Here is a 21,682-nt window from a genome sequence, read left to right as displayed (position 1 = left end):
ACGATAATATTCTGTTAGGCCTGTCTGGCAATGATACTTTAACGGGTAAAAGAGGTAATAATATCCTGAAAGGCGGTGAAGGAGATGACCTTCTGCGCTTAAATGGTTCAACGTATCTCCCTAGTTATGCCGGCTACACGAATGTTTTCGAAGGTGGTTTGGGGAATGATATCCTGCAGGGGGATTTAGGTGATGAAACTTATGTCTTTAACCGCGGGGATGGTCAGGATACGATAAGAGATTATGGAGGTATGGATACCCTCTCCTTCGGCGCCGGGATCAAACGGGAGCACTTGAAAATTACCGAAAGCGGTTCGGCTGATGTACTGATCCAGTTAACAGATGATGCCGGAGTGCTCACAGGTGATCAAATTTTAATAGAAAAAGCAAACAGCAGTGACAGTTATCTTATTGAGTCTATTGTTTTTGCTGATGACACCCATATGGTCTGGAAAGATGTTTTTGCTTTAGCTCAGGCAGAAAACCATACTACGGCTTTGGCGTCATTGGGTTCAGGTGAGCTGGGGGAAACAGTGGCGTCCGGCAATGGACTAACTTCGGATACACCACCGGCCATTGCTTCAATGACTCGTTCACTGAATGCCGCGCTAAATCAGCTGGTGCAGTCTCATACCATGTTTGGTGCTGGCAACCTGGAGGTAGACATGGCGCGGCCGGTGGTAGTTGCGCCTGACTGGCAGGCTCTCATTTCGGAGGAAAACTGATCTGATGGGGGCTTTGACTGGATTGCCGGGATTTTAAGTGAGTCTTCCGGCTAGGTCTTTGACGTGTAAACTTATCTGGTGGTGTCTTCCGACCCGGGGACGCTGTCAGATGAATTTATTTGGCGCGATAAGCGCCAAGGCGCTGTTGTAGCACTTAACTGCCGGCTGCTTGGCGTTCGGTGCCCTGCCTTGTTTCCTCATTTTCCGTGAAACCCATGAAAATCAGGTGTTGTGTTGACTCGACAGTAATTCGAAAACCACCGCCTGTATTTCCTGTTAACCAAGAAATATAGCGACAATAGCTAAAGCTAACTCACATACTCTCAATCAAATTAATCGTGTATTTAAAACTTACTTGCTGAATAAAAACAAACACCCCAAGTGCTATTAATAGCAAGAAAAATCAAAAAACGATTGAGCATTTTTGCCAAACTTGCCCTGCAGTTACCGATAACCAGAGAAATACGTACTGCACTTATTCGTTATTCATCATTAGACGAAACCAGTAACGGGCAAAAGAGAGGTACTTATGGCAATTAACTTAGACAATATATTTAAACCGAAAACAGACTTATTACTTTTGCGGGAAAAAAAAGCCGAGGTTATTTCATCGAATATTGCTAATGCCGATACGCCCGGCTATAAAGCTGTCAGTGTTGATTTCAGTGCGGCTTTAAAGCAGGCACAACAAGTACAGTCGGTAAAAATGCTTGCCACTCATGAAGCCCATATCAGCCCTGATAATAATATGAACAACAATATTAAGTATCAAATCCCGGAACAACCGGATACCGGTGACGGCAATACGGTAGATGTGGCAAAAGAGCGTAATGACTTTCTGCAAAACTCGCTTGAATATCAATTTACGTTACGCAACATTGACGGGCTGATTAAAGGGATAAGCAAGGCATTAAAAGGCGGAAGTTCATAACGGCTTTTTCAGGATGCTAACTTGTTAATGGTATTAAGTGAATATTCACTCACTTTTGGTTTTTCATTAAATTGTTAGGAAAATCATTACTATAAACTTGGCCGTGTTAATAAATGACGAGCATGGCCATATCTTTATATCCTCATATTCAGGTAATTATTCCCTTGGCAAAACGAAGGGATTTTAGCGAATATTTTTGTTACTTTTACCTGTACAGCAACCCATACAATAGTGACAAAACAGCCATAAAATGATCTGCCAACCCGGCCTGACTTATCTTGTAAATTGGTCTTTTATTAATAGTGCTATCCAAGCCAAACAGGAGAGCGCCTATTCCAAAATTACTTATCTGTTAACTGCTGCTTACAGCAGCAACCAAAGTCGCAACCCCTGAGTGCTGACACACCCAGAGGTCGCTAACCACAACGAACTAAACAGGAGTACGTCATGGCTGAATGTCATCATACGTCAGAGCCAGGCTCGGCAAAAGTAAAATATCCCATTTATCGGCAACTTACCGTGCAGGAGACTGTTTGCGGCTCGGCACCGAAAAGCCGCAATATAGGTATTAGCTATGCGCCGATACAGCTTGAACCCTGCATCATACTTAGGGGAAAGTGGCTCAGTAAAGCCGGTTTTCTCAAAGGGCAAAAGGTCAGCATCAGGGTAAATCAGGGAGAAGTGGTTATTTCACCTCAGCCGAAAGATATCACGGGTGATAATAACCGGGTAACAGAAGACTAATGTTGTTACACGGGAAATTAAGCTGCCGTGTTAACAAACGACACGGCAGCTTGTGTGGCCGGATAATGATTTTTGTGCCAATTAACCGTTGGGTACGCGCAAGAGAAGGTCACCGCCGCGCCAATGAAGCATTCAAAGCATGATGCCGTCTCTTTATCTTGAGAAGGCATCAATACTTTTAGGGCACATTTGTCTGCGGTAGTTACTGCCTTTGCGCAACTATCCTGCTGGTGTGATCGCTTAAATTCGCCATCGGCAAATAGGAGAAAGGCGGCACGGGAATACGGGTAATGGTGGTGGTGATGGCCGGGCCAATTGCGTATTCCACTTCAAAATGAAAACGGTTGGCCAGGCGGTTGTTGGTGCCCTCTTTACGGAAATAGAATACCAGGTTGCCGCCCTGCAGCCGCACGCCTTTTTCTATCTCGTAGGTTGCGCCGGGAATGGGCAGCCAGGTAGTGCCGTCTGTGGTGTATTGATATACCTGGTCGGCGATAACAGAACCCGCTGTCAGCGGCCTGCGCAGAATTAAGGCCGGGTTGCCGATGGAATGGTCATCCCGGTTGATACCGCTGTCGGCTCCGGCATTGGTAGTGGCTCCCTGGGTAAAAGTCAGGGGAATAGAACCACATAACACCGCATGAAAAGGCGCGGCTGCCGGATTTGTTCTGTGGGTTACCTGTTCCCGGGTACCCACATTTGCCAGCGATCCCATATGGCCGTTACTGCTTTGCCAGGTGAGTTTATGGCGGTGATAAGCTCGCACCAGGTAGTCGGTCTGACCGGCGAATGGACCTTTGGCGACTTTATAAGACTCGAATTCCATTTTCGGTTTACAGGGGGTGGCATCCACCAGGCCGGGCAAGAACTGTTTCAGGTACATGGAAGCGCCGGCATATTTGGTTTGCTTGGCATAGGGAACGGCGCCCCATAATGCCTGTATCGCCGGTAATTGTGTTGCACCAACTGCATGCAGACCGGCCAAATGACGTTCCAGCGGGCTCATGGAGCTGTCTTTATGCTTGGCATATTTGTCGTTGGCCATTTTGAGATATTGTCGAAAGGTATCGATGCTAAAGGGCATAGGTGTCGTCCATAATGTTGGTGAGTTACTGAATTAGATTCAGGCGTATTATGTAATCAGTCTAACTTATCAAGAAAGTTATTTTTAATTTTTTACCGGATATCATTAGTTAAAATGATCATAGGGTATATTCTTGGTAACACTTCGTTGGGATAAGTTGCATATTTAGATCATTTTTTTAGTTATTTTGCTGTTTAGTGTCATTTCACCGGGCTGGAGATAAGGTGATTTGACATTCTGTCCAGGCTAACTTTTATGTCAGCAAAGGAGAATGCCGGTATGGGTTAACAAAACCAGGCGGCATAATCTATTTTGGCAGGGGCTGGAATATCTCAGGCCGGAGGCTAAAAGCGGATCTGGTATTTCGGTGTTAGCTCAGTTGGTGAATAACCAAGCTAACTTCCCCATGCCCTTTTTTGTTTTTTCTATACTAAGGAAGCTGTCCTTTGTGGATGCTTTATTGCTTTGCTCTGATTTATGCCGAACTCTGGTTCTGTCAGCTTGTTATGAAGCTTTTCGATATAGCTTTTCGGGTTCACTAAGCCCCGATATTCGACAATACGTTTTGTTTTTGGCTCAACGAAAACTTGTTTCTTTTTAATGCCGTGGTCAACAATGATATTGAGTGACATCGACATCTGGGCCGGCGGGCTTTGTGTATGAAGATCTTTTGATTGTTCCATATAAAGCACTGAGCCTTGCTGCAAGGTGAAATCGCCAAGATAGTCGATATCTATTAACTCACCTTCGACATACTCGCTTCCTTTGTGCTGGTATGAGTACATATGGGTGGTATAGCCACTTCCGCATAATCCCAAAGACATCAACTCAAAATTATGATCATGGCATACGCCATAAGCAAACAGCTCTTCATCCGCATGGGAAAAATTGTCCCCCTCTCTTGGTTCCCACACAACCAGGCGCAGCATCACTGTGTTATCTCTATACAAGACAAAGGAATTCTTGCCGTAGGGGTTGGTATTCGGGTTGTCATCGGTTTTTGAGAGCGAGGCTGATATGTGTTCGAGAATACTGGCCGTGTTGTGCTGTACTCCCATCAGCTGTTCGACTAAACCTTGGGTATCACACAGCCGGCGTTCTTCACTGATATTGTTTTTGATAAAGTCTATTAAACCGTCAATGGAAGTCGGCTCAACAGTTTTGGGTGAATAGAATTCCATGTTATGCATTTATCCTTTCAAATTCAGCTAATTGCGTCATGGTTGCATTGGCTTGCGCTCTTATTGTCGGGCACTGATCCTGCAAAAATGAGACTAAAATATGTTTCGCACGCTCGTGGTCTAATTTGAACAGCTCAACCAGGGCGTGCCAGCGAATGGCGTTCACCGGGTGTTTGGTTAACTGCTCTAAAAAAGGGCTCCCTGTGGTGCCAAACTGATGCATGATACCGATAAACATTTTATATCGATCCAAATTATGGGTACCGGAATAGGCAGCAAGTTTCTGTCCTGTTTTGCTGCAGTATCGGGCACAAACCTGTCTTTTTATTGACTTGTTGTGCAAAGCGACCACTACCTTTTCTTTCGGCTTGTAAAATTCATAGGCAAAGCCGCTTGATAATAATTTGAGTTGCCGTGTGGTTATGGGATTTTTTTCATCTGTTACTTGTATGCCTTCATCGTCTTCTGGATACGCATGCAGCACATAGCGGTGATTTGAGATAACACTGTACAATGACTCTGACGAAAAGGTGACAGCGACATTAGGGTCGGTTGTTAAAGCATCAAGCGTTAATAACATCCGCCATTGCTTGTCCTCATAAAGCACAATGCCATCATTCCTTACCCTGCCTAGGAGTTCATAGTCTTGTTTGTCTATTAATTGCTGAATTTCCTGCTTGAAATTTCGTTGCTCTACATATTCGAAAAAAGCAGTTTCTATACTATCAACAGAATCGCTTTTAGCTAATACACTGAAAAATTGATCCATTTCCATACTATTACCTGGTGTATAAATCCATCGCAACGATAGAAAAGATCACTGGGCAAGCGAAATATTGCGATGATGGGAAGGTCGCCATTTAACATTGTTAACAATATCGTTTTAAAGGCGGTAGGATGGAAGTAGTGGGATTACCACTACTTCAAGCATGCTATAGTTCTTCGATCGGCGGTTCCTGATAACCGATGAAAGGCGGAATGCCACCGCCGGAAACAAACTCAGCGTCTTCAAGGGTAAGTTCTTTCATTGTTTCCGGCTCGAAAACATTTAATTTGCTTTCTTGGTTTTCAATTTTATTGTCATGTTTTTTCATAAAAAATCCTGATTAATAATACATATAACGACAATTCCTTTGAGCAAAAAACACGGCAGACTGAAAATAGCAAACCGTTTTCATTACTTGCCCGCAGGTATGTCTCGTTGAAAAATCAGAACCAGGGATAAGATAAATTACCTGCATAGTTATTTTAACGTTTTGCAATGTTAAATTTACTGAAAATAGCTGGCAGTTAATGCGCAAACTTTCCTTGAGAACCGGCAAATTATGCTGGCGTGCAGGATATAGGTATCCCTGTCCGTGAACGACGCGTTCTGGTATAACCATTTGTTTTACTATGATTAAATTTGAAACCTCCCGGGTTCGCCTTGCAGAGTACTCAAGTTGAAAAAAGCTGTAAACTCGTAAATCTAACAGGTTTTTGGGGTTGTCCTATAGGCTTTGTTTAAAAACATTCATTTTCATTAATCCATACCACTATCATCATTTCGGCGATCAGTGTTTTACCTTGATTGGACAGACGAAACATTAAGTTAACCTAAGGTCAATTGTGTGTAAGCAAAAATTGACATATCAGCGTAAGCTGATATGGTATAGATCCTATTGGCATTGGCTAATAGGATCTTACAGCAAATTTATCAGTGTAAACCGATATGATATAAAACCTGTCTTATCTGCATTGGCCGATAAGGGATAAATCTGTCTTATCTGCGTCAGCCGGTAAGGGATAAATCTGTCTTACTTGCGTCAGCCGGTAAGGCATAAACCTGTCTTATCTGCGTCAGCCGGTAAGGCTTAAACCTGTCTTATCTGCGTCAGCCGGTAAGGCTTAAACCTGTCTTATCTGCGTCAGCCGGTAAGGCTTAAACCTGTCTTATCTGCGTCAGCCGGTAAGGCTTAAACCTGTCTTATCTGCGTCAGCCGGTAAGGCTTAAACCTGTCTTATCTGCGTCAGCCGGTAAGGCTTAAACCTGTCTTATCTGCGTCAGCCGGTAAGGCTTAAACCTGACTTATCTGCGTCAGTCGGTAAGGCATAAATCTGTCTTATCAGCATCAGCCGATAAGGTCTATTTCTGTGCTATTAAACGACATAGAAAAATAATAAAAAAGGATGTTTCAATGAAACTTAAATTGAATAAAAAGAAACTTAAAAACTTGTCAAAAGATAAAAAAAGCCTGCCTGCTGAAATGACCCCACAAGTTGCCGGCGGTATAAATGACTTTCCGGTTGCTACCGGGTGTGCGCGCTATTGTGCGTCTGATATCTTGTAAGGCTGCATTATTTTAATTTGATTTATGCATTAAAAATCAATGCATAACCCTAGTCGAATAAGGATGTAATTATGAAATTAAAACTAAATAAGAAAAAACTTAAGAACTTGTCAAAAGATAAGAAAAGTCTTCCCGCTGAAATGACTCCACAAGTTGCCGGCGGCGGCATAACGGGTCCGTCATCAGGCGGACGTTATTGTGCGTCTGACATTATGGACTGCATGCAAATGAAATAATAAAGCTGAAACAGACGCTGAGCGTCTATAAATTTCAGCAAGCAAATCTTAGCAAAATAATATAAAAAAAGTCACGGTTAAACCTGCAGGTAAACTGTGCATTTACAACCCCTGGTTGAGCCGGGCTTGAACTCTTTTGCCATTTTTTAGTGCAAATAAAAAAGAGGCGTCCGGATATAAATCAGGCGATAGTGTTTAGTTATGCTATCTCGTTATATTGCTAATTAATATCAATAAAAGAATAACAAGGATATTTCAATGAAACTTAAACTGAACAAAAAGAAACTTAAAAACCTGTCAAAGGATCACAAAAGCCTTCCGGCGGAAATGACCCCGCAGGTTGGCGGCGGTATCAATCAACAAGAACTGCCGGTTCATTCCCAGGGGGGGCGTTATTGTGCCTCTGATATTATGGATTGCAAATAAGCAATATCGCAATAAACTGATTTATTGGTGCATTAAACATGGATGCATCATTTAAACTTAATAAGGAAGTCATGATGAAACTAACTTTAAATAAAAATAAACTGAAAAATCTTTCAAAAGATTACCAGGCGTTACCGGCTGAATTGACACCTAATATCGGCGGCGGCCAGCCAATGATGCTTGCTAAAGATACCGGACCAAGTTTCTGCACCCAGCAGCAGTTGGCCGGGCATACCGGACCGACCCTTTGCACCGCTGCAAAAGAAGCTTAGTCGTTTATAGCGGTTATTTTTACTGATGTGCCTGCACGGCAAGCCTAACGCTGCTTTGATATTAGCAAGGAGTCTGCTGGCCGGGCAGGGCGTGGTAAAACGGCTGCAGCAAGCTTGGCATTTATCGCCTTGATGTGATTATTTGTTAACTTGCGACAAATGAAACCCGATCTGAAAAGATCGGGTTTTTTTATGCATGGAGGTCTTTCAGCCTGTTTTCAGGTGGAGAGGGCTTCCGGCGTAAGCCAAGTACTTACATCCGGTAACTACTCCTGCGATCATATGGATATGAAAGCATAGCGCTTGGTCGAAACTATCACCTTAAATGAGTGATTGATAGTAAAAGGCTTTCGTGACGCTTAGCCGGTAATGCTGACATTTTTGTCCAGCCAGGTTATCTGCGCTTTTGACAGGGGCCGCAGGCTATTCTTGAGCCGATATGACATAAAAAAAGCGGCCCAGGAGCTACTCCCAAGGCCGCGACGTTTATAAACCGGCTGTTACCCTGAGTGGGTAACAACAGGAATTAGAGTATCCATTCTTCGGCTTCTTCCTCCTCTTCCGGCTCAGCGGTTAATGCGCTGTTTATCGCCAGTTCCGCTTTGATATGAGCAGCCAGGTCAAAAATGGTCGGTCTTTCAAACGCCAGAATAACCGGCAGCTTGATTTGCCATTGTTCATTTATCTGCGTCACTAAACGTGAAGCCAGTAACGAATGTCCGCCCAGTTCAAAGAAGTCGGCCTGGATGCTGATATCGCCGGGATCAAGCGTCAATAACTCCGACCATATCTGTACCAGTTCTTTTTCAATGTCCTGCTCGGGGGCAACATATTCCGCTTGCAGTAAAATGCCCTCCAGGGGGAGTAAGGCAGTTTTATCTACCTTGCCATTAGTCGTTAACGACCATTCATCTATCATCACAAACATATTCGGTATCATATAACCGGGTAGTGAACCTGAAAGTGTTGCCTTTAAGGCGGTGACAAATGCTTTTTCATCCTCCGGGGTCTCATGCGTGAGATTGGCTTTCACATAGGCAACAAGTTGCTTATCTGCGCTGCTCTCTCCTTTGGTCAGTACCACGGCTGAATGTACGCTTGGACATGCATTGATCTGATGTTCAATCTCTGCCAGCTCAATTCTAAAGCCGCGTACTTTCACCTGGTCATCGATCCGGCCGACAAATTCTAAATTACCGTCGCTTAGATAACGGACCAGGTCGCCGGTTTTATACAAACGATCGCCGCTGTTATCACTGAACGGGTTGGCTATAAAGCTCTCCTGTGTTGCCTGCTCGCGGTTAAGGTAACCGCGGGCAACCCCATCGCCGCCTGTGTATAATTCCCCGACCGCGCCTGCAGGCGTCAGGCCACCGGCCTTGTTTAATACATAAGTGCTGGTATTTTGCACTGCTTTACCTATAGGTACGCTGGTACCGGGTCTGTTGTTATCCGTGATCTGGTAACAGGTGGTAAAGGTGGTATTTTCTGTCGGACCGTAACCATTAACCACACATATACCGGGGATATTATCCAATACCCGGTTTACCGCATCGACATGCAGCACATCGCCCCCTGCCAGTACATACTTGACGCAGCTTGCCCGGGCCGACATTTCGCTCCACTGCTCGAATAACCCCGCCGTTAGCCATAGGGTATTCACCTTATGTTTGACGATAAAGTCGGTCAGCTGCTTTAAATCTACCGGTTGCGGCGCAAAAATAATACACTGGCCGCCGTTTAACAACGGCCCCCATATCTCAAGCGTAGCGGCATCGAAGGCGACAGGCGCCGAATGCAAGAACCGGGTATTTTCGTCCAAAGTCACAAAATTACAGTTGCTCACCAGGCGGGTCACGTTATGGTGTTCCACCTGCACCCCTTTAGGCTTGCCTGTGGTTCCCGAGGTATAAAGCACATAGGCCAGGCGGTTGCTAAAGTCTGTCTGTTCCTGTGTCAGTTCGGTTGCCGGCTGTGCCTGAACCTCGGCCTTAATTGCGGCATCGTCCAGACAAAGCAGCTCAATGTCGACATTATCCTTATCAAAAGCCAATACATCCGCCAGGTCAGTGGCTGTCAGCACATGTCGCAGCCCGGTATCGGTTAAAATATGTTGTAAACGGGACTCGGGGTAAGTCGGCTCCAGCGGCACATAGGCGCCACCGGCTTTGAGTATTGCCAAAATCGACATTGTCATCTCTATCGAGCGGTTGAGACACACCCCCACCAGGGTTTCCCTGCCAACCCCTTGTGCCGACAGGTAATGGGCCAGGCGGTTGGCGCTTTCATCCAGTTCACGGTATGTGAGCTGCTGCTCATCGGTCACCAGGGCGATATTGTCCGGGGTCTTTTTGGCCTGAGCGGCAAATAATTCATGAATGCCTTTATCCTGCGGGTAATCCGCGGCGTTGTCATTGAGCTGATGCAGCAAATAATCCTGCTCCTGCTCTGGTAACATGGTCAGGGCATTGAGCTCGGTCGCTGCTGCCGGCTGAACTTGTGCCATGGTTGTTAGCAGGGTTTCCAGGTGTTCGTTAAACTGGCTGACATGCTCCCGGGTAAAGATGCTGGTATCAAAGGTCCAGTTTAGCTCTACCCCGTGTTCATTGATATTAAGCTCGATATCCAGGTCAAATTTTGCCGTGATAACATCGCTGGATAGCGGCGACAGGGTCAGGTCGGTTAATGCCAGCTTATTGTCTGCCGAGGTATCCCCTAAACCAAAATCGTTGTTGGTGGACAAGATGATCTGGAATAACGGCGTATGGGCGGTGCTGCGGGGAATATTTAACCGCTCCACCAGCTGCTCAAACGGTACGTCCTGATTATTTTGCGCATCAAGGTGAACCTGGCGTACATGCTGTAAGTAATCCTCAAGTCCGGTGTGGCCGGTATCGACGCGCAGTACCAGGGTATTGACGAAGAAACCGATCAGCGGCTCAAGCTCTGCCTGTCCCCGGTTGGCAAACGGGGTGCCGATAACAATATCCTGGCTGTTGCTGTGACGCGACAACATCAGCGACAGGGCGCCGTGCATCAGCATAAAGGGGGTTAACTGGTGATGTGCGGCCAGGGCCTGCAATTGCTTGGCTACCTCGCTTGATAACCGGCCACGTACCTTGTCCCCAAGATGTTGTTTTACCTCGGGTCTTGGCTTATCCAGGACTAAAGAATGCACCGGCGGCACATCGCTCAGTTGTTTGTCCCAGTAATTCAATTGGTTTTCCAGTACTTCCCCCTGCAGCCATTCACGCTGCCAGTGGGCATAATCCGCGTATTGAATTTCCAGCGGCGGCAAAGGATTGTCCTGCCCGGAGGTCAGCGCCTGGTACAGGGCGACGAACTCGGCAATCAAGACATCCATCGACCAGCCGTCGGAAGCAATATGGTGCATATTAAATAATAATGCTCCGCTAGCTGGTTCTTTATCCAGGGCGATATAGCTGGCACGTATCATTAAATCACTTTTTAAATCAAAAGCTTGCTTCATATCTTCATCAATGAAAGCTTTTAATTGATGTTGACGCATGGCTTGATCCAGGCCGGTGAGATCATGTCGGGTAAGGGTAAATGCCGCACCTGGCAGAATTTTTTGCATCGCCTGTTTGTTATCTTCAAGATAAACCGTACGCAGCACCTCGTGACGTTCGATGATGGTGGCCAGCGCCAGCTCGGCGGCGTTACAGTCAAAATCACCTTTGACTTCGAAGGCGGCCGGCATATTGTACTCCGGGCTTGCTCCCTGCATCTGGTCAATAAACCATAATCTTTGCTGGGCAAAAGATAACGGCATCAGATCGCTTTCCCGCTCAACCGCTTTAAGTTGCTGGCTTAAATCCGCCGGAGCGCCGAGTTTAACTACCTCGGCCAGGGTTTTGATGGTAGGGGCATCAAACACAGATTTTACCGAAATTTCCACTTCCAGTTGTTTTCGGATCTCCGCCACCAAACGCACGGTTAACAGCGAATGACCGCCCAGTTCAAAGAAATCGGCATGGGTGCTGATTTCATCTGCTTCAAGGTTCAACAGCTGAGCCCAGATTTGTACCAGGGCTTTTTCAAATCCTGTTTCCGGTGCCTGGTAATTGCCGCCGGATAAACCGCTGCCGGGAACGGGCAGGGCTTTTTTATCGATTTTATCATTGGCGGTCAGCGGCCATTGGTCGATCACGACAAAGGCCGACGGCACCATGTAATCGGTCAGGCTCTCTTTCAGGCTTTGACGGATCTTGTCTACACTTTCCTGTTCGTTTTCTTCACCAGCTTGCAGTTGCACATAGGCCACCAGGCGTTTTTGACCCGGCTGATCTTCGCGCGCCAGTACCAGGTTGCTGGCTACTTGCGGGCAGGCGGCCAGTTGCTGCTCTATTTCTCCCAGCTCGACCCTGAAGCCGCGGATCTTCACCTGATCATCTTTACGGCCTTTAAATTCAAGCTCGCCGTTAGGCAGGTAACGCACCAGATCGCCGGTTTGATATAAACGCTCGCCGCTGCCGCTGTTAAACGGATGGGGGATAAAGCGCTCCCGGGTCAGATCTTCACGGTGCAGATAACCCCTTGCCAGGGCGCTGCCGCCGATATACAACTCGCCCACGGCGCCTTGCGGCTGCAGGTTCAGGTCATCATCAAGCACATAGAGGCTGACATTGTCCAGGCCCAGGCCTAAGGATGACGGCGCATCGGCCGCTTGCGGGTGGCAGACACAAAACAGTACCGCTTCCGTCGGACCATAAAACTGCAACAGGGTCACCTCAGGCAGGGTTGCTTTTAGCGAGGTCAATAACGACTCAGGCACGGCATCGCCGCCGGTGGCGATATATTTCAGCCCCGGATAATCTTTGGTTGCCTGCTCGCGGATAATTTCATCCAACCAGAATTGGGCCAGGCTGGGCACCATATGCACGAAAGTGCAGGTTTTCAGCTCTTCTTTTAGTTCGGCGACATTGATGATTTTGCTGCGCGGCAATACCTTGACTTCTGCGCCGCAGGTCAGGGGATAGATCAGCTCCAGCAGGGAAATATCGAAAGCAAAAGAGGCTATGCTCGGCACGACATCGCCGCTGCCAAGGCCAAATGCCCGGTCAAAGGTATGCAAACGGTCCACAAAGGCATGATGCTCGACAATGACCCCTTTAGGATTTCCGGTAGAGCCGGAGGTGTATATGGTATAGGCAAGGTTGTCCGGCGTTAGCTGGTCGCCCCTGCCGAGGTTGTCGGTCGGGTAAGTATTTAGTGCGTTTACCAGCTCCTGGTTATCCAGGTCGACAAACTCCGTGCCAGGGTCAAAAGCGAAGTCTTGAATAAGGCTCGCCTTGGTCAGCACGCCTTTTACGCCGCTGTCCTGGATCATATATTGAAGGCGTGCCTCCGGGTAGCTGGGATCGAGCGGCACATAGGCGCCCCCGGCCTTAAGCACGGCCAGCATGGCAATCAGCATTTCCTGCGAGCGCTCCAGGCAAATACCGACTAAGGTTTCCGGGCCTGTGCCTTGTGCTTTGAGGTAATGGGCCAGGCGGTTGGTTTTTTCATTGAGCACCCGGTAACTCAGCGTTTCCCCTTCAAAAGATAGGGCGATATTATCCGGCGTTTGCATCACCTGGGCTTCAAACAATTCATGGATCAGCTGGTCTTGCGGATAATCAACCCGGCGATCATTAAGCGATTCAAGTAAGTGTTTACTTTCATCAGACGACAGCATATTTAATGACGCGAGCGTGGCCTGGCCGGCAGAGGCATTTTCCAGCGCCGCCATTGACGATAATAACGTCATCAGGTGGTTATTGAGCTGGCTGATATGCTCGGCGGTGAAAATACTGTTGTCGTAGGTCCAGTTTAGATCGACGCCGGTTTCGCTGATATTGATGCCAATATCGAGATCGAAATGGGAGGCGATATTGTCATGACTTAACGCCGATAGTTCGACCCCGGGTAAGCTTATCTGCGACTGGTTGCCGCCTTCATTTTGCTTGGTGTTACTCGATAACATGATCTGGAACAGCGGCGTATGGGCGGTGCTGCGGGCGATATTTAACCGCTCCACCAGTTGCTCGAAAGGCACATCCTGATTGTTTTGTCCGTCTAAATGTACCTGGCGCACATGGGCGAGATAGTCTTCAAGCTGCTGATGATTGGTATCCAGGCGCAGCACCAGGGTATTGACGAAGAAACCGATCAACGGCTCAAGCTCCGCCTGCAGCCGGTTTGCCACCGGGGTGCCGATAATAATGTCCTTGCTGTTGCTGTGGCGCGACAACACCAGTGCCAGCGCGCTGTGCAGCAGCATAAACGGGGTCAGCTGATGGCGGGCGGCAAGCTGCTTTAGCTGGCCTGCGACATCGCCGGATAACTGGCCGGTAATACTGGCGCCCGTGTGTTGTTTCATTTCCGCTCTTGGCTTGTCCAGCGCCAAAGAGTGTACCGGCGGCACATCGGCTAACTGCTTGTCCCAGTAACTGAGCTGGGCTTCCAATACTTCACCCTGCAACCATTCCCGCTGCCAGTGGGCATAATCTGCGTACTGGATTTCCAGCTCAGGCAAGTCACTTACGCTACCGGTGCCGATGCTCTGGTACAGGCTGACAAATTCGCGGATCAAGACTTCCATCGACCAGCCGTCGGAAGCAATATGGTGCATATTAAAGATCAGGGCGCCGCGGGTTTGATCTTTATTGCTTTGCTCAAAAGTGACAAAGCTGGCGCGTACCATTAAATCTTCTTTTAAATTAAACGGTTTTTGCATATCGGCATTAATCAATGCCGTTAACTCTGCCTTTTGCGCCGTCTCGTCCAGGGCGGTTAAGTCGTGGCGGGTCAGGGGAAAGGTAAAGTTTGCCAGGATCTGCTGGTGGGTTTGCTCGTCCTGTTCGATATAAACCGTACGCAGAACCTCATGGCGACGGATAATTTCCGACAATGCCTGCTCGGCGATATCGGCATTAAAGTCGCCGCGTATTTCAAAGGCGGCAGACATATTGTATTCCACGCTGCTGCCCTGAAGCTGGTCGATAAACCATAATCTTTGCTGGGCAAAAGAGAGCGGCATCTGATCGCTTTCACGCACTACGGCCTGTACTTGCTGTCTCAGGCTTGTTTGCGAACCTTGTTCGATGACTTCGGCCAACGCCTTAATGGTGCTGGCTTCAAAGACAGATTTTACCGTAAGTTCAACTTGCAGCTGTTTGCGGATCTCTGAGACCAAACGTACCGACAGCAGCGAGTGTCCCCCCAGGGTGAAGAAGTCGGCACTTGTGCTGATCTTGGTTTCATCCAGGGTTAACAGCTGTGCCCAGATTTGGCACAGGGCTTTTTCGGTGTCGGTTTGCGGGGCGATATATTCTCCCTGCAATAAACTGGCATCGGGCGACGGTAGGGCTTTTTTATCTATTTTACCATTGCCGGTCAGCGGCCAGGCATCGATTAGCACAAAAGCCGAGGGCACCATGTAATCGGGCAGGCTTTGTGCGAGCGCCGTTTTTAAGCCGGCGATAAAATTGGCTTGATCTTCTGATGCCAGATCAAGCTGTTCTGCCTTAACATAAGCGACCAGCTGTTTGTTGCTGCTGCTTTCTCCCTTGGCCAGTACCACGCCTGAGTGTACTTGCTGACATAAATTAAGCTGGTGCTCGATTTCCGACAGTTCAATCCTGAAACCGCGTACTTTCACCTGGTTATCGGCCCGGCCGATAAACTCTAAAGTACCGTTGCTTAAATAGCGCACCAGATCGCCGGTTTTATATAAACGGTCGTCACCCTTGTCGCTAAAAGGATTGGCGATAAAGCTTGCCTGTGTCGCCTGCTCCTGGTTCAGGTAGCCGCGGGCCACCCCGGCGCCGCCTGTGTATAGTTCCCCGACCGCACCAAAAGGTGTCAGTGCCAGGGAGTCGGTCAACACATAAGTGCTGGTATTTTGGATCGCTTTACCGATCGGAATATGCAAGCCTTGTCTGTCTTGCTCGTTCACCCGGTGACAGGCGGTAAAGGTGGTATTTTCTGTCGGGCCGTAACCGTTGATAACTTCGATGCCCGGGATATTCTCTATCACCCGGTTGACGGCATCGACATTGAGCACATCGCCCCCTGCCAGCAGGTACTTGATATTGCCTGCCTGGGCGGACATTTCACTCCACTGCTCAAATAAGCCCGCCGTTAACCATAAGGTATTAACCTCATGGCTATTGATAAAGTCCGTCAGTTGCTGCAAATCTATGTGTAATTCGTCATAGATAATACACTGGCCGCCGTTAAGCAGCGGTCCCCAAAGCTCAAGCGTGGCGGCATCAAAGGCGATCGGCGCCGCCTGTAAAAAGCGGGTGCTTTCATCCAAAGGTACAAAGTTGCTCTTGGTCACCAGCCGGGTTACGTTATGGTGTTCCACCATCACCCCTTTGGGTAGTCCGGTGGAGCCCGAGGTATAAATGACATAGGCCAGCTTGGCGCCTGAATTTGCTTGTGCTTGTTTGTTTTCAAGCTCGCTGTCTGCTTGTGCCTCTATTTCGGCTTTGAGAGTGTCATCATCGAGACAAAGCAATTTAACGTTGGCATCATCAGCCCCGGCAAGCACGGAGGCCAGCTGGGAGTTGGTCAGCACATGTTCTACCCCGGTATCGGTTAGAATATGCTGTAAACGGCTCTCGGGATAAGCGGGATCGAGCGGCACATAGGCGCCACCTGCTTTGAGTATCGCCAAAATGGCTACGACCATTTCAGGGGAGCGGTTTAAACAGACGCCGACAAAGGTTTCCTGACCAACCCCTTGTGCCCGCAGGTAACGGGCCAGGCGGTTGGCGCTTTGATCCAGTTCACGGTAGCTGATTTGGCTGTTGTTTGCTACCAGGGCGATATTATCCGGGGTTTTGATCACCTGCTGTGCAAAGAGTTCATGAATGCCTTTATCCTGCGGATAGTTCACGGCGCTGTCATTGAGGTCATGGAGCAGGTAATGGCGCTCCTGCGCCGATAACATGCCTAAGGCGTTTACTTGCGTGTCTGCTGCCGGCGTCAGCTCTGCCATCGCCGTTAACATGTTGATCAGGTGGTCGTTGAACTGGCTGACATGCTCCTGGCTAAAGATAGCACTATCAAAGGTCCAGTTGATGTCCACCCCGTCGTTATTGAGGTTAATGCCGATATCCAGATCAAACTTAGCCGTGATGGTATCGCTTGCCAGCGGCGTTAAGGTGACGCCGTCAAGTGTCAGGGCATCGGTTTCGCCCGCCAGGCCATGTTCGGTATTGGTGGTCAGCATGATCTGGAACAGCGGTGTATGGGCGGTGCTGCGCGGGATATTTAACGCATCCACCAGCTGCTCAAACGGCACATCCTGGTTGTTCTGGGCATCGAGATGCACTTGGCGTACATGGGCCAGGTAATCATCGAGCTGGCGGTGGCCGGTATTGACCCTCAGTACTAAGGTATTGACAAATAAACCGATCAGCGGCTCAACTTCCGTTTGCATCCGGTTGGCGACCGGGGTGCCGATAACGATATCCGTGCTGTTGCTGTGGCGCGACAATACCATCGCCAGGGCACTGTGCAGCAGCATAAAAGGGGTTAACTTATAGTGCGCGGCGATATCCTGCAGTTTGCTTGCAACTTCGCCGGACAGTTGTTGTGATACCCGGGCGCCTGAATGTTTTTTGATCTCCGGGCGCGCCTTGTCCAACACTAAAGTATGCACCGGCGGAACATCGGCTAACTGCTGCTGCCAATAACTCAGTTGTGTCTCTAATACTTCCCCCTGCAGCCATTCCCGCTGCCAGCGGGCATAATCGCTGTATTGAATTTCAAGCGGTGCTAACGGACATGCTTGTGCATTTTCCTGTGAGTTTTCCTTTGCGCTTTCCTTTGTACGTGTGATTGCCTGGTACTGGGTGACAAACTCTTTGATCAGGACATCCATAGACCAGCCGTCGGCGGCAATATGGTGCATATTAAATAATAATACCCCGTTGCCCTGGTTGTTATCCAGGCGGATATAGCTGGCGCGTACCATTAAATCTTCAGATAAATCAAAGTTATGGCAGGTGTTGTCTTGGATTAAGGCCGTTAACTGCTGTGTCTGGGCGGCTTCATCTAAGTCTGTTAGATCATGTTGAACCAGGGTAAAGCCGTAGTCAGCCTTAAGGCGTTGCAGGGTAACATCATCTTGTTCGATATAAACAGTGCGTAATATTTCATGACGCTCGATAATCGCGGCAAAGGCCTGCTCGGCGGCTTTGCTGTCAAAATCTCCCCGTACCGAGAAGGCGCCCGGCATGTTGTACTCTGAGCTGCCTCTCTGCAGCTGGTCGATAAACCATAACCTTTGCTGGGCAAAAGAAAGCGGCATAGGCGCATTCTTATCTGATGCGGCGGTGATCTTACCGCGCAGGTTACCTTGTGAGGCTTGCTCTATCACGGCGGCCAGCTCTTTAATGGTGGCGGCATCAAAAATAGATTTTACCGAAATTTCCACCTTAAGTTGTTCCCTGATTTCCGCCACTAAGCGCACCGACAGCAGTGAGTGCCCGCCGAGGGCAAAAAAGTCGGCATCGGCGCTGATTTTTTCGGCCTCTATCGTTAACAGCTGCGCCCAAATCTGACACAGGGTTTTTTCTGTGGCTGTTTGTGGCGCGATATATTCTCCCTGTAAAGCACTGGCATCGGGAGAGGGCAGGGCTTTTTTATCGATTTTGCCATTGGCGGTCAGCGGCCATTGCTGCATAAAGACAAAAGCTGACGGCACCATGTAATCAGGCAAGGTGGTTTTCAGTGCCTGTTTATAGCTTTCGACGAGCTGTATTTGCTCATCTTCTGTCGGCTCGCTCTGCTCAGGTTTGACATAAGCCACCAACTGCTTTTGACCCGACTGATCTTCCCGGGCAGCCACCAGGCAACTGGCGACTTGCGGGCACAGGGCTAACTGGTTTTCAATTTCCCCCAGCTCTACCCGGAAACCGCGGATTTTGATCTGATCATCGATACGGCCCAAACATACCAGGTTGCCGTCCGGCAGCCAGCGCACCAGGTCGCCGGTGCGATAGGCTTTTTCGCTGGCAGGATCCTGTGTCTGATAGCTATTGGTTATAAATTGTCTGTCGGTTAAATCCGGGCGGTTTAAATAACCCCGGGTCACGCCGCTGCCGGTGATCAACAGCTCGCCGGTGGCGCCGACCGGGGCCAGTTCGCCGGCGCGATTGACCACATAAAATTGCGTATTATCTATGGGTTTGCCGATTAAGATGTTTTCATCATCGCCGTGGATCCTGTGGACACTGGACCAGACCGTGGTTTCTGTCGGGCCGTACATGTTCCAAAGCTCAATATTGGCGTTGCCGGTTAATTGCTTCGCCAGGCTCAGGCTCAGGGCTTCGCCGCCGCATAAGATCTTGATGTGCGCTTGTGGCTGCCACTTGCTGTCAAGCAGCATGCGCCAGGTGGCCGGTGTCGCCTGGAAGATATTGATCTGATGCTGCTCGATCAAATCCATCAGCTGGCTGGCATCCGAGGTGGCGGCTTTTGATGCCACCACTAATTTTGCGCCGCAGATCAAAGGTAAGAACAGCTCCAGGCAGTGGATATCAAATGAGGTCGAGGTGACCGCCAGCAGGCTGTCATCGCCGCTCATGCCGGGCTTGTCTTGCATGGCAAACAGGAAGTTGACCAGGTTGGCATGTTGCACCAGCACCCCTTTGGGATTGCCGGTAGAGCCTGAGGTATAGATGACATAAGCCAGGCGGTTTTTGCCGCCGGGCACCAGCTCGGTGAGGTTTTCACCGGATAAATCGCTGCACAGATCCTGGCCGTGGTTAAGATCGGTAATATGGACCTCGGCTTCTGTCAGGGTGTCTATGTCCAGCTGCGACCAGTTCACCAGGTGTTTTAACCCTGTGTCTTCAAGAATATATTGCAAACGGGCCTTAGGGTAGCTGGGATCAAGCGGCACATAAGCGGCGCCTGTTTTGAGGATCGCCAATATGCTGATCACCATTTCCGCCGAGCGGTCAACACACACACCGACCAGGCTGTCGGGTTTAACCCCCTGTGCCTGCAGGTAGCGGGCCAGGCGGTTGGCGCGAGTATTAAGTTCGCGGTAGCTCAGTTGCTCGTCTTTAAAAATTAACGCGGTTTTATCCGGGGTCTGCTCGACCTGCTGTTCAAATAATTCATGGGCCAGCAGGTTTTCGTCTCGCTTGACCTCTATGCCCCGGGCGAAGCCGTTTAAGATATCAAGCTCTTGTTGCGGCAGGATCTCGACCTGCTCCAGGGAAGTTATTTCCTGGCCGGCGACTTGTTTGATAATGGTTTCAAACCTTGCCGACAGTAGTTTGGCATCGGCTTTCGAGATATAGCTAAGGTTATGATCCAGCTGAATTTCTACATCCTGATTTTCACCGTATTCCCAGACGGTAAACATCAGCGGCGTCTGCTCGTGGTTGTGGCTCAGGTACACCAGATCCGCTTCATGCCCTTCGACCTCTAACTGACTGTCAAGTTTGAGGTAATTGAAGGCGATGTCATACAGGGAGCCGCGGTGTTGTCCGTTTTGCGCTTCCTGGTGCATATTGCCTATCGGGTAACGCTGATGACGGTAGATATGCTTGAGGCCCGACGACAGGTTTTCGCATAACTGGTTAAAGTTTTGGCTCAGATTGACTGAGACCCGAAGCGGGCTGACGCCGGTGAAGATGCCGACCATGTTTTTATCCGCCTGGCTTCTGCGGTTATGCGAAGGAATGCCGACAATAAATTCTTTGCCGTTAAGCAGCCTGGAAAAATAGAGGCTGAGAATCGCCAGGTAGGCTTGGGAAGCACTGGTATTGGCTTCTTTTGCCTTTAATGCCAGTTGCTGGTGCAATGCATGGGGGATAGTTAATATTTCCCGGTGGCTCGGCGGTGTTTTCGTGTCCTGGTATTGTTCCTGATACAAAGGGGGCAGGGCCGGCTCCGGCAGGTTTTCCAGTTCACTTTGCCAGAAAACTTTATCTTTTTGGTAACGCTTGCTTTGCTGGTAAGCCAGATCGCTGTCCGCCACGCTTTGCCAGTCACCTGAGATATGTTCCGGTTCGTTGTTATAGATGCAGCCGAGCTGTTTGGCCCAGTTGGCAAACCCCCAGCCGTCTAAAATCAGGTGATGGGCAAAACCGACATACTGATATTGCTCATTGGATATTTTCAGTAAATAAGAGCGGAACAGCTCGCAGTCATCTATGTCCAGGGCGGTTTCGAACAGGTTTTTTAGCCACAGCTGCGCCGCTTGCTGCGGGTTGCTTTCGCTGCTGAAATCGATCAGCGGCAGATCCGAAGTGCGCTTTTTGCTGACATATTGTCCCAGGCCGGTTTCCGATTCAACAATGCGCAAACCAAAGGCATCATGCTGGCTCACTAACTTTTTATGTGCCGCCTGCAGCCGGGGAATATCCAGTTTTTTAAAACGGATCACGCCGCCGATATTGTATAAGGGGCTGCCCTGATGGTGGAGTTGATCAAAATATATATCTTGCTGGGCTAAGGTTAAGGGATATACGTTATTTTTATTGTCATTGTTCATTCTATAATAACCTGGATTCTGGCTAAGGAAACAAGTCTCAAATCACGCTGGATGTTAATGAGTTTACTTATTTCGTTATCTATTCTTTACCTGTGGTTGAATACCAATTTTATTAAATATCTAACCATCTTCGGATGGTCTAAATCTCCAAGTTCTGCGTTGTTTTCAATCACAATAGCTTGCTATTGCTCAATCAAACGCCTTGCTCTTGAAAATTTATCCTCA

11 protein-coding genes and 1 pseudogene are annotated in these 21,682 nt (G+C 48.6%); 7 read left to right on the top strand and 5 right to left on the bottom strand.

Features of this window, described 5'->3' with window-relative positions; all coding sequences use genetic code 11:
• From QL234_RS12860 to QL234_RS12850, 3 genes and pseudogenes are all read left to right on the top strand, one after another.
• Positions 1-725 (top strand): annotated as a pseudogene (locus QL234_RS12860) (hypothetical protein); the annotation flags it as partial.
• Positions 726-1,254: 529 nt separating this feature from the next.
• Positions 1,255-1,656: a flagellar basal body rod protein FlgB gene (gene flgB, locus QL234_RS12855; RefSeq protein ID WP_281558238.1), complete on the top strand. Its 402-nt coding sequence runs from the start codon at positions 1,255-1,257 to the stop codon at positions 1,654-1,656.
• Positions 1,657-2,103: 447 nt separating this feature from the next.
• Positions 2,104-2,400 carry a SymE family type I addiction module toxin gene (locus QL234_RS12850; RefSeq protein WP_281558237.1) on the top strand — a complete coding sequence of 99 codons (297 nt, stop codon included), beginning with the start codon at positions 2,104-2,106 and terminating at the stop codon, positions 2,398-2,400.
• 202 nt (positions 2,401-2,602) lie between these two features.
• Here the strand turns inward: QL234_RS12850 and QL234_RS12845 are convergent, their stop codons facing one another.
• The 4 genes from QL234_RS12845 to QL234_RS12830 form a co-directional block, all read right to left on the bottom strand.
• Positions 2,603-3,484 (bottom strand): hypothetical protein, encoded by an 882-nt coding sequence (locus QL234_RS12845; protein ID WP_281558236.1) that lies wholly within the window; start codon positions 3,482-3,484, stop codon positions 2,603-2,605.
• 425 nt (positions 3,485-3,909) lie between these two features.
• On the bottom strand, positions 3,910-4,665 hold the full coding sequence (locus tag QL234_RS12840) for a hypothetical protein (protein WP_281558235.1): 756 nt from the start codon (positions 4,663-4,665) through the stop codon (positions 3,910-3,912).
• 1 nt (position 4,666) lies between these two features.
• Positions 4,667-5,440 carry a hypothetical protein gene (locus QL234_RS12835; RefSeq protein WP_281558234.1) on the bottom strand — a complete coding sequence of 258 codons (774 nt, stop codon included), beginning with the start codon at positions 5,438-5,440 and terminating at the stop codon, positions 4,667-4,669.
• Between the two features lie 157 nt (positions 5,441-5,597).
• Entirely contained in the window at positions 5,598-5,759 is a 162-nt protein-coding gene (locus QL234_RS12830) for a hypothetical protein (RefSeq protein ID WP_281558233.1), read from the bottom strand.
• 1,083 nt (positions 5,760-6,842) lie between these two features.
• Here QL234_RS12830 and QL234_RS12825 point away from each other — a divergent pair.
• The 4 genes from QL234_RS12825 to QL234_RS12810 all read left to right on the top strand — a co-directional run bounded on the left by QL234_RS12825 (position 6,843) and on the right by QL234_RS12810 (position 7,929).
• Positions 6,843-6,995 (top strand): hypothetical protein, encoded by a 153-nt coding sequence (locus QL234_RS12825; RefSeq protein WP_169749411.1) that lies wholly within the window; start codon positions 6,843-6,845, stop codon positions 6,993-6,995.
• Between the two features lie 71 nt (positions 6,996-7,066).
• The gene (locus tag QL234_RS12820) at positions 7,067-7,231 is read left to right on the top strand and encodes a hypothetical protein (protein WP_160298308.1); all 165 of its coding nucleotides are present in this window, start codon (positions 7,067-7,069) and stop codon (positions 7,229-7,231) included.
• 258 nt (positions 7,232-7,489) lie between these two features.
• Positions 7,490-7,657, top strand: a complete 168-nt coding sequence (locus QL234_RS12815) for a hypothetical protein (RefSeq protein ID WP_160298309.1) — start codon at positions 7,490-7,492, stop codon at positions 7,655-7,657.
• Between the two features lie 71 nt (positions 7,658-7,728).
• Complete coding sequence (locus QL234_RS12810; protein ID WP_281558232.1) at positions 7,729-7,929, top strand: hypothetical protein; 201 nt, start codon at positions 7,729-7,731, stop codon at positions 7,927-7,929.
• A 526-nt stretch (positions 7,930-8,455) separates the two neighbouring features.
• Here the strand turns inward: QL234_RS12810 and QL234_RS12805 are convergent.
• The gene (locus QL234_RS12805; protein WP_281558231.1) at positions 8,456-21,457 is read right to left on the bottom strand and encodes a non-ribosomal peptide synthetase; all 13,002 of its coding nucleotides are present in this window, start codon (positions 21,455-21,457) and stop codon (positions 8,456-8,458) included.
• Between the last annotated feature and the right edge of the window lie 225 nt (positions 21,458-21,682).

It is taken from the genome of Thalassomonas sp. RHCl1, from assembly GCF_947387555.1.
In the GTDB taxonomy this organism is placed as follows: domain Bacteria; phylum Pseudomonadota; class Gammaproteobacteria; order Enterobacterales; family Alteromonadaceae; genus Thalassomonas.
Note: the sequence above shows the minus strand (reverse complement) of the source record. Positions and strands in the feature narration are given on the sequence as shown.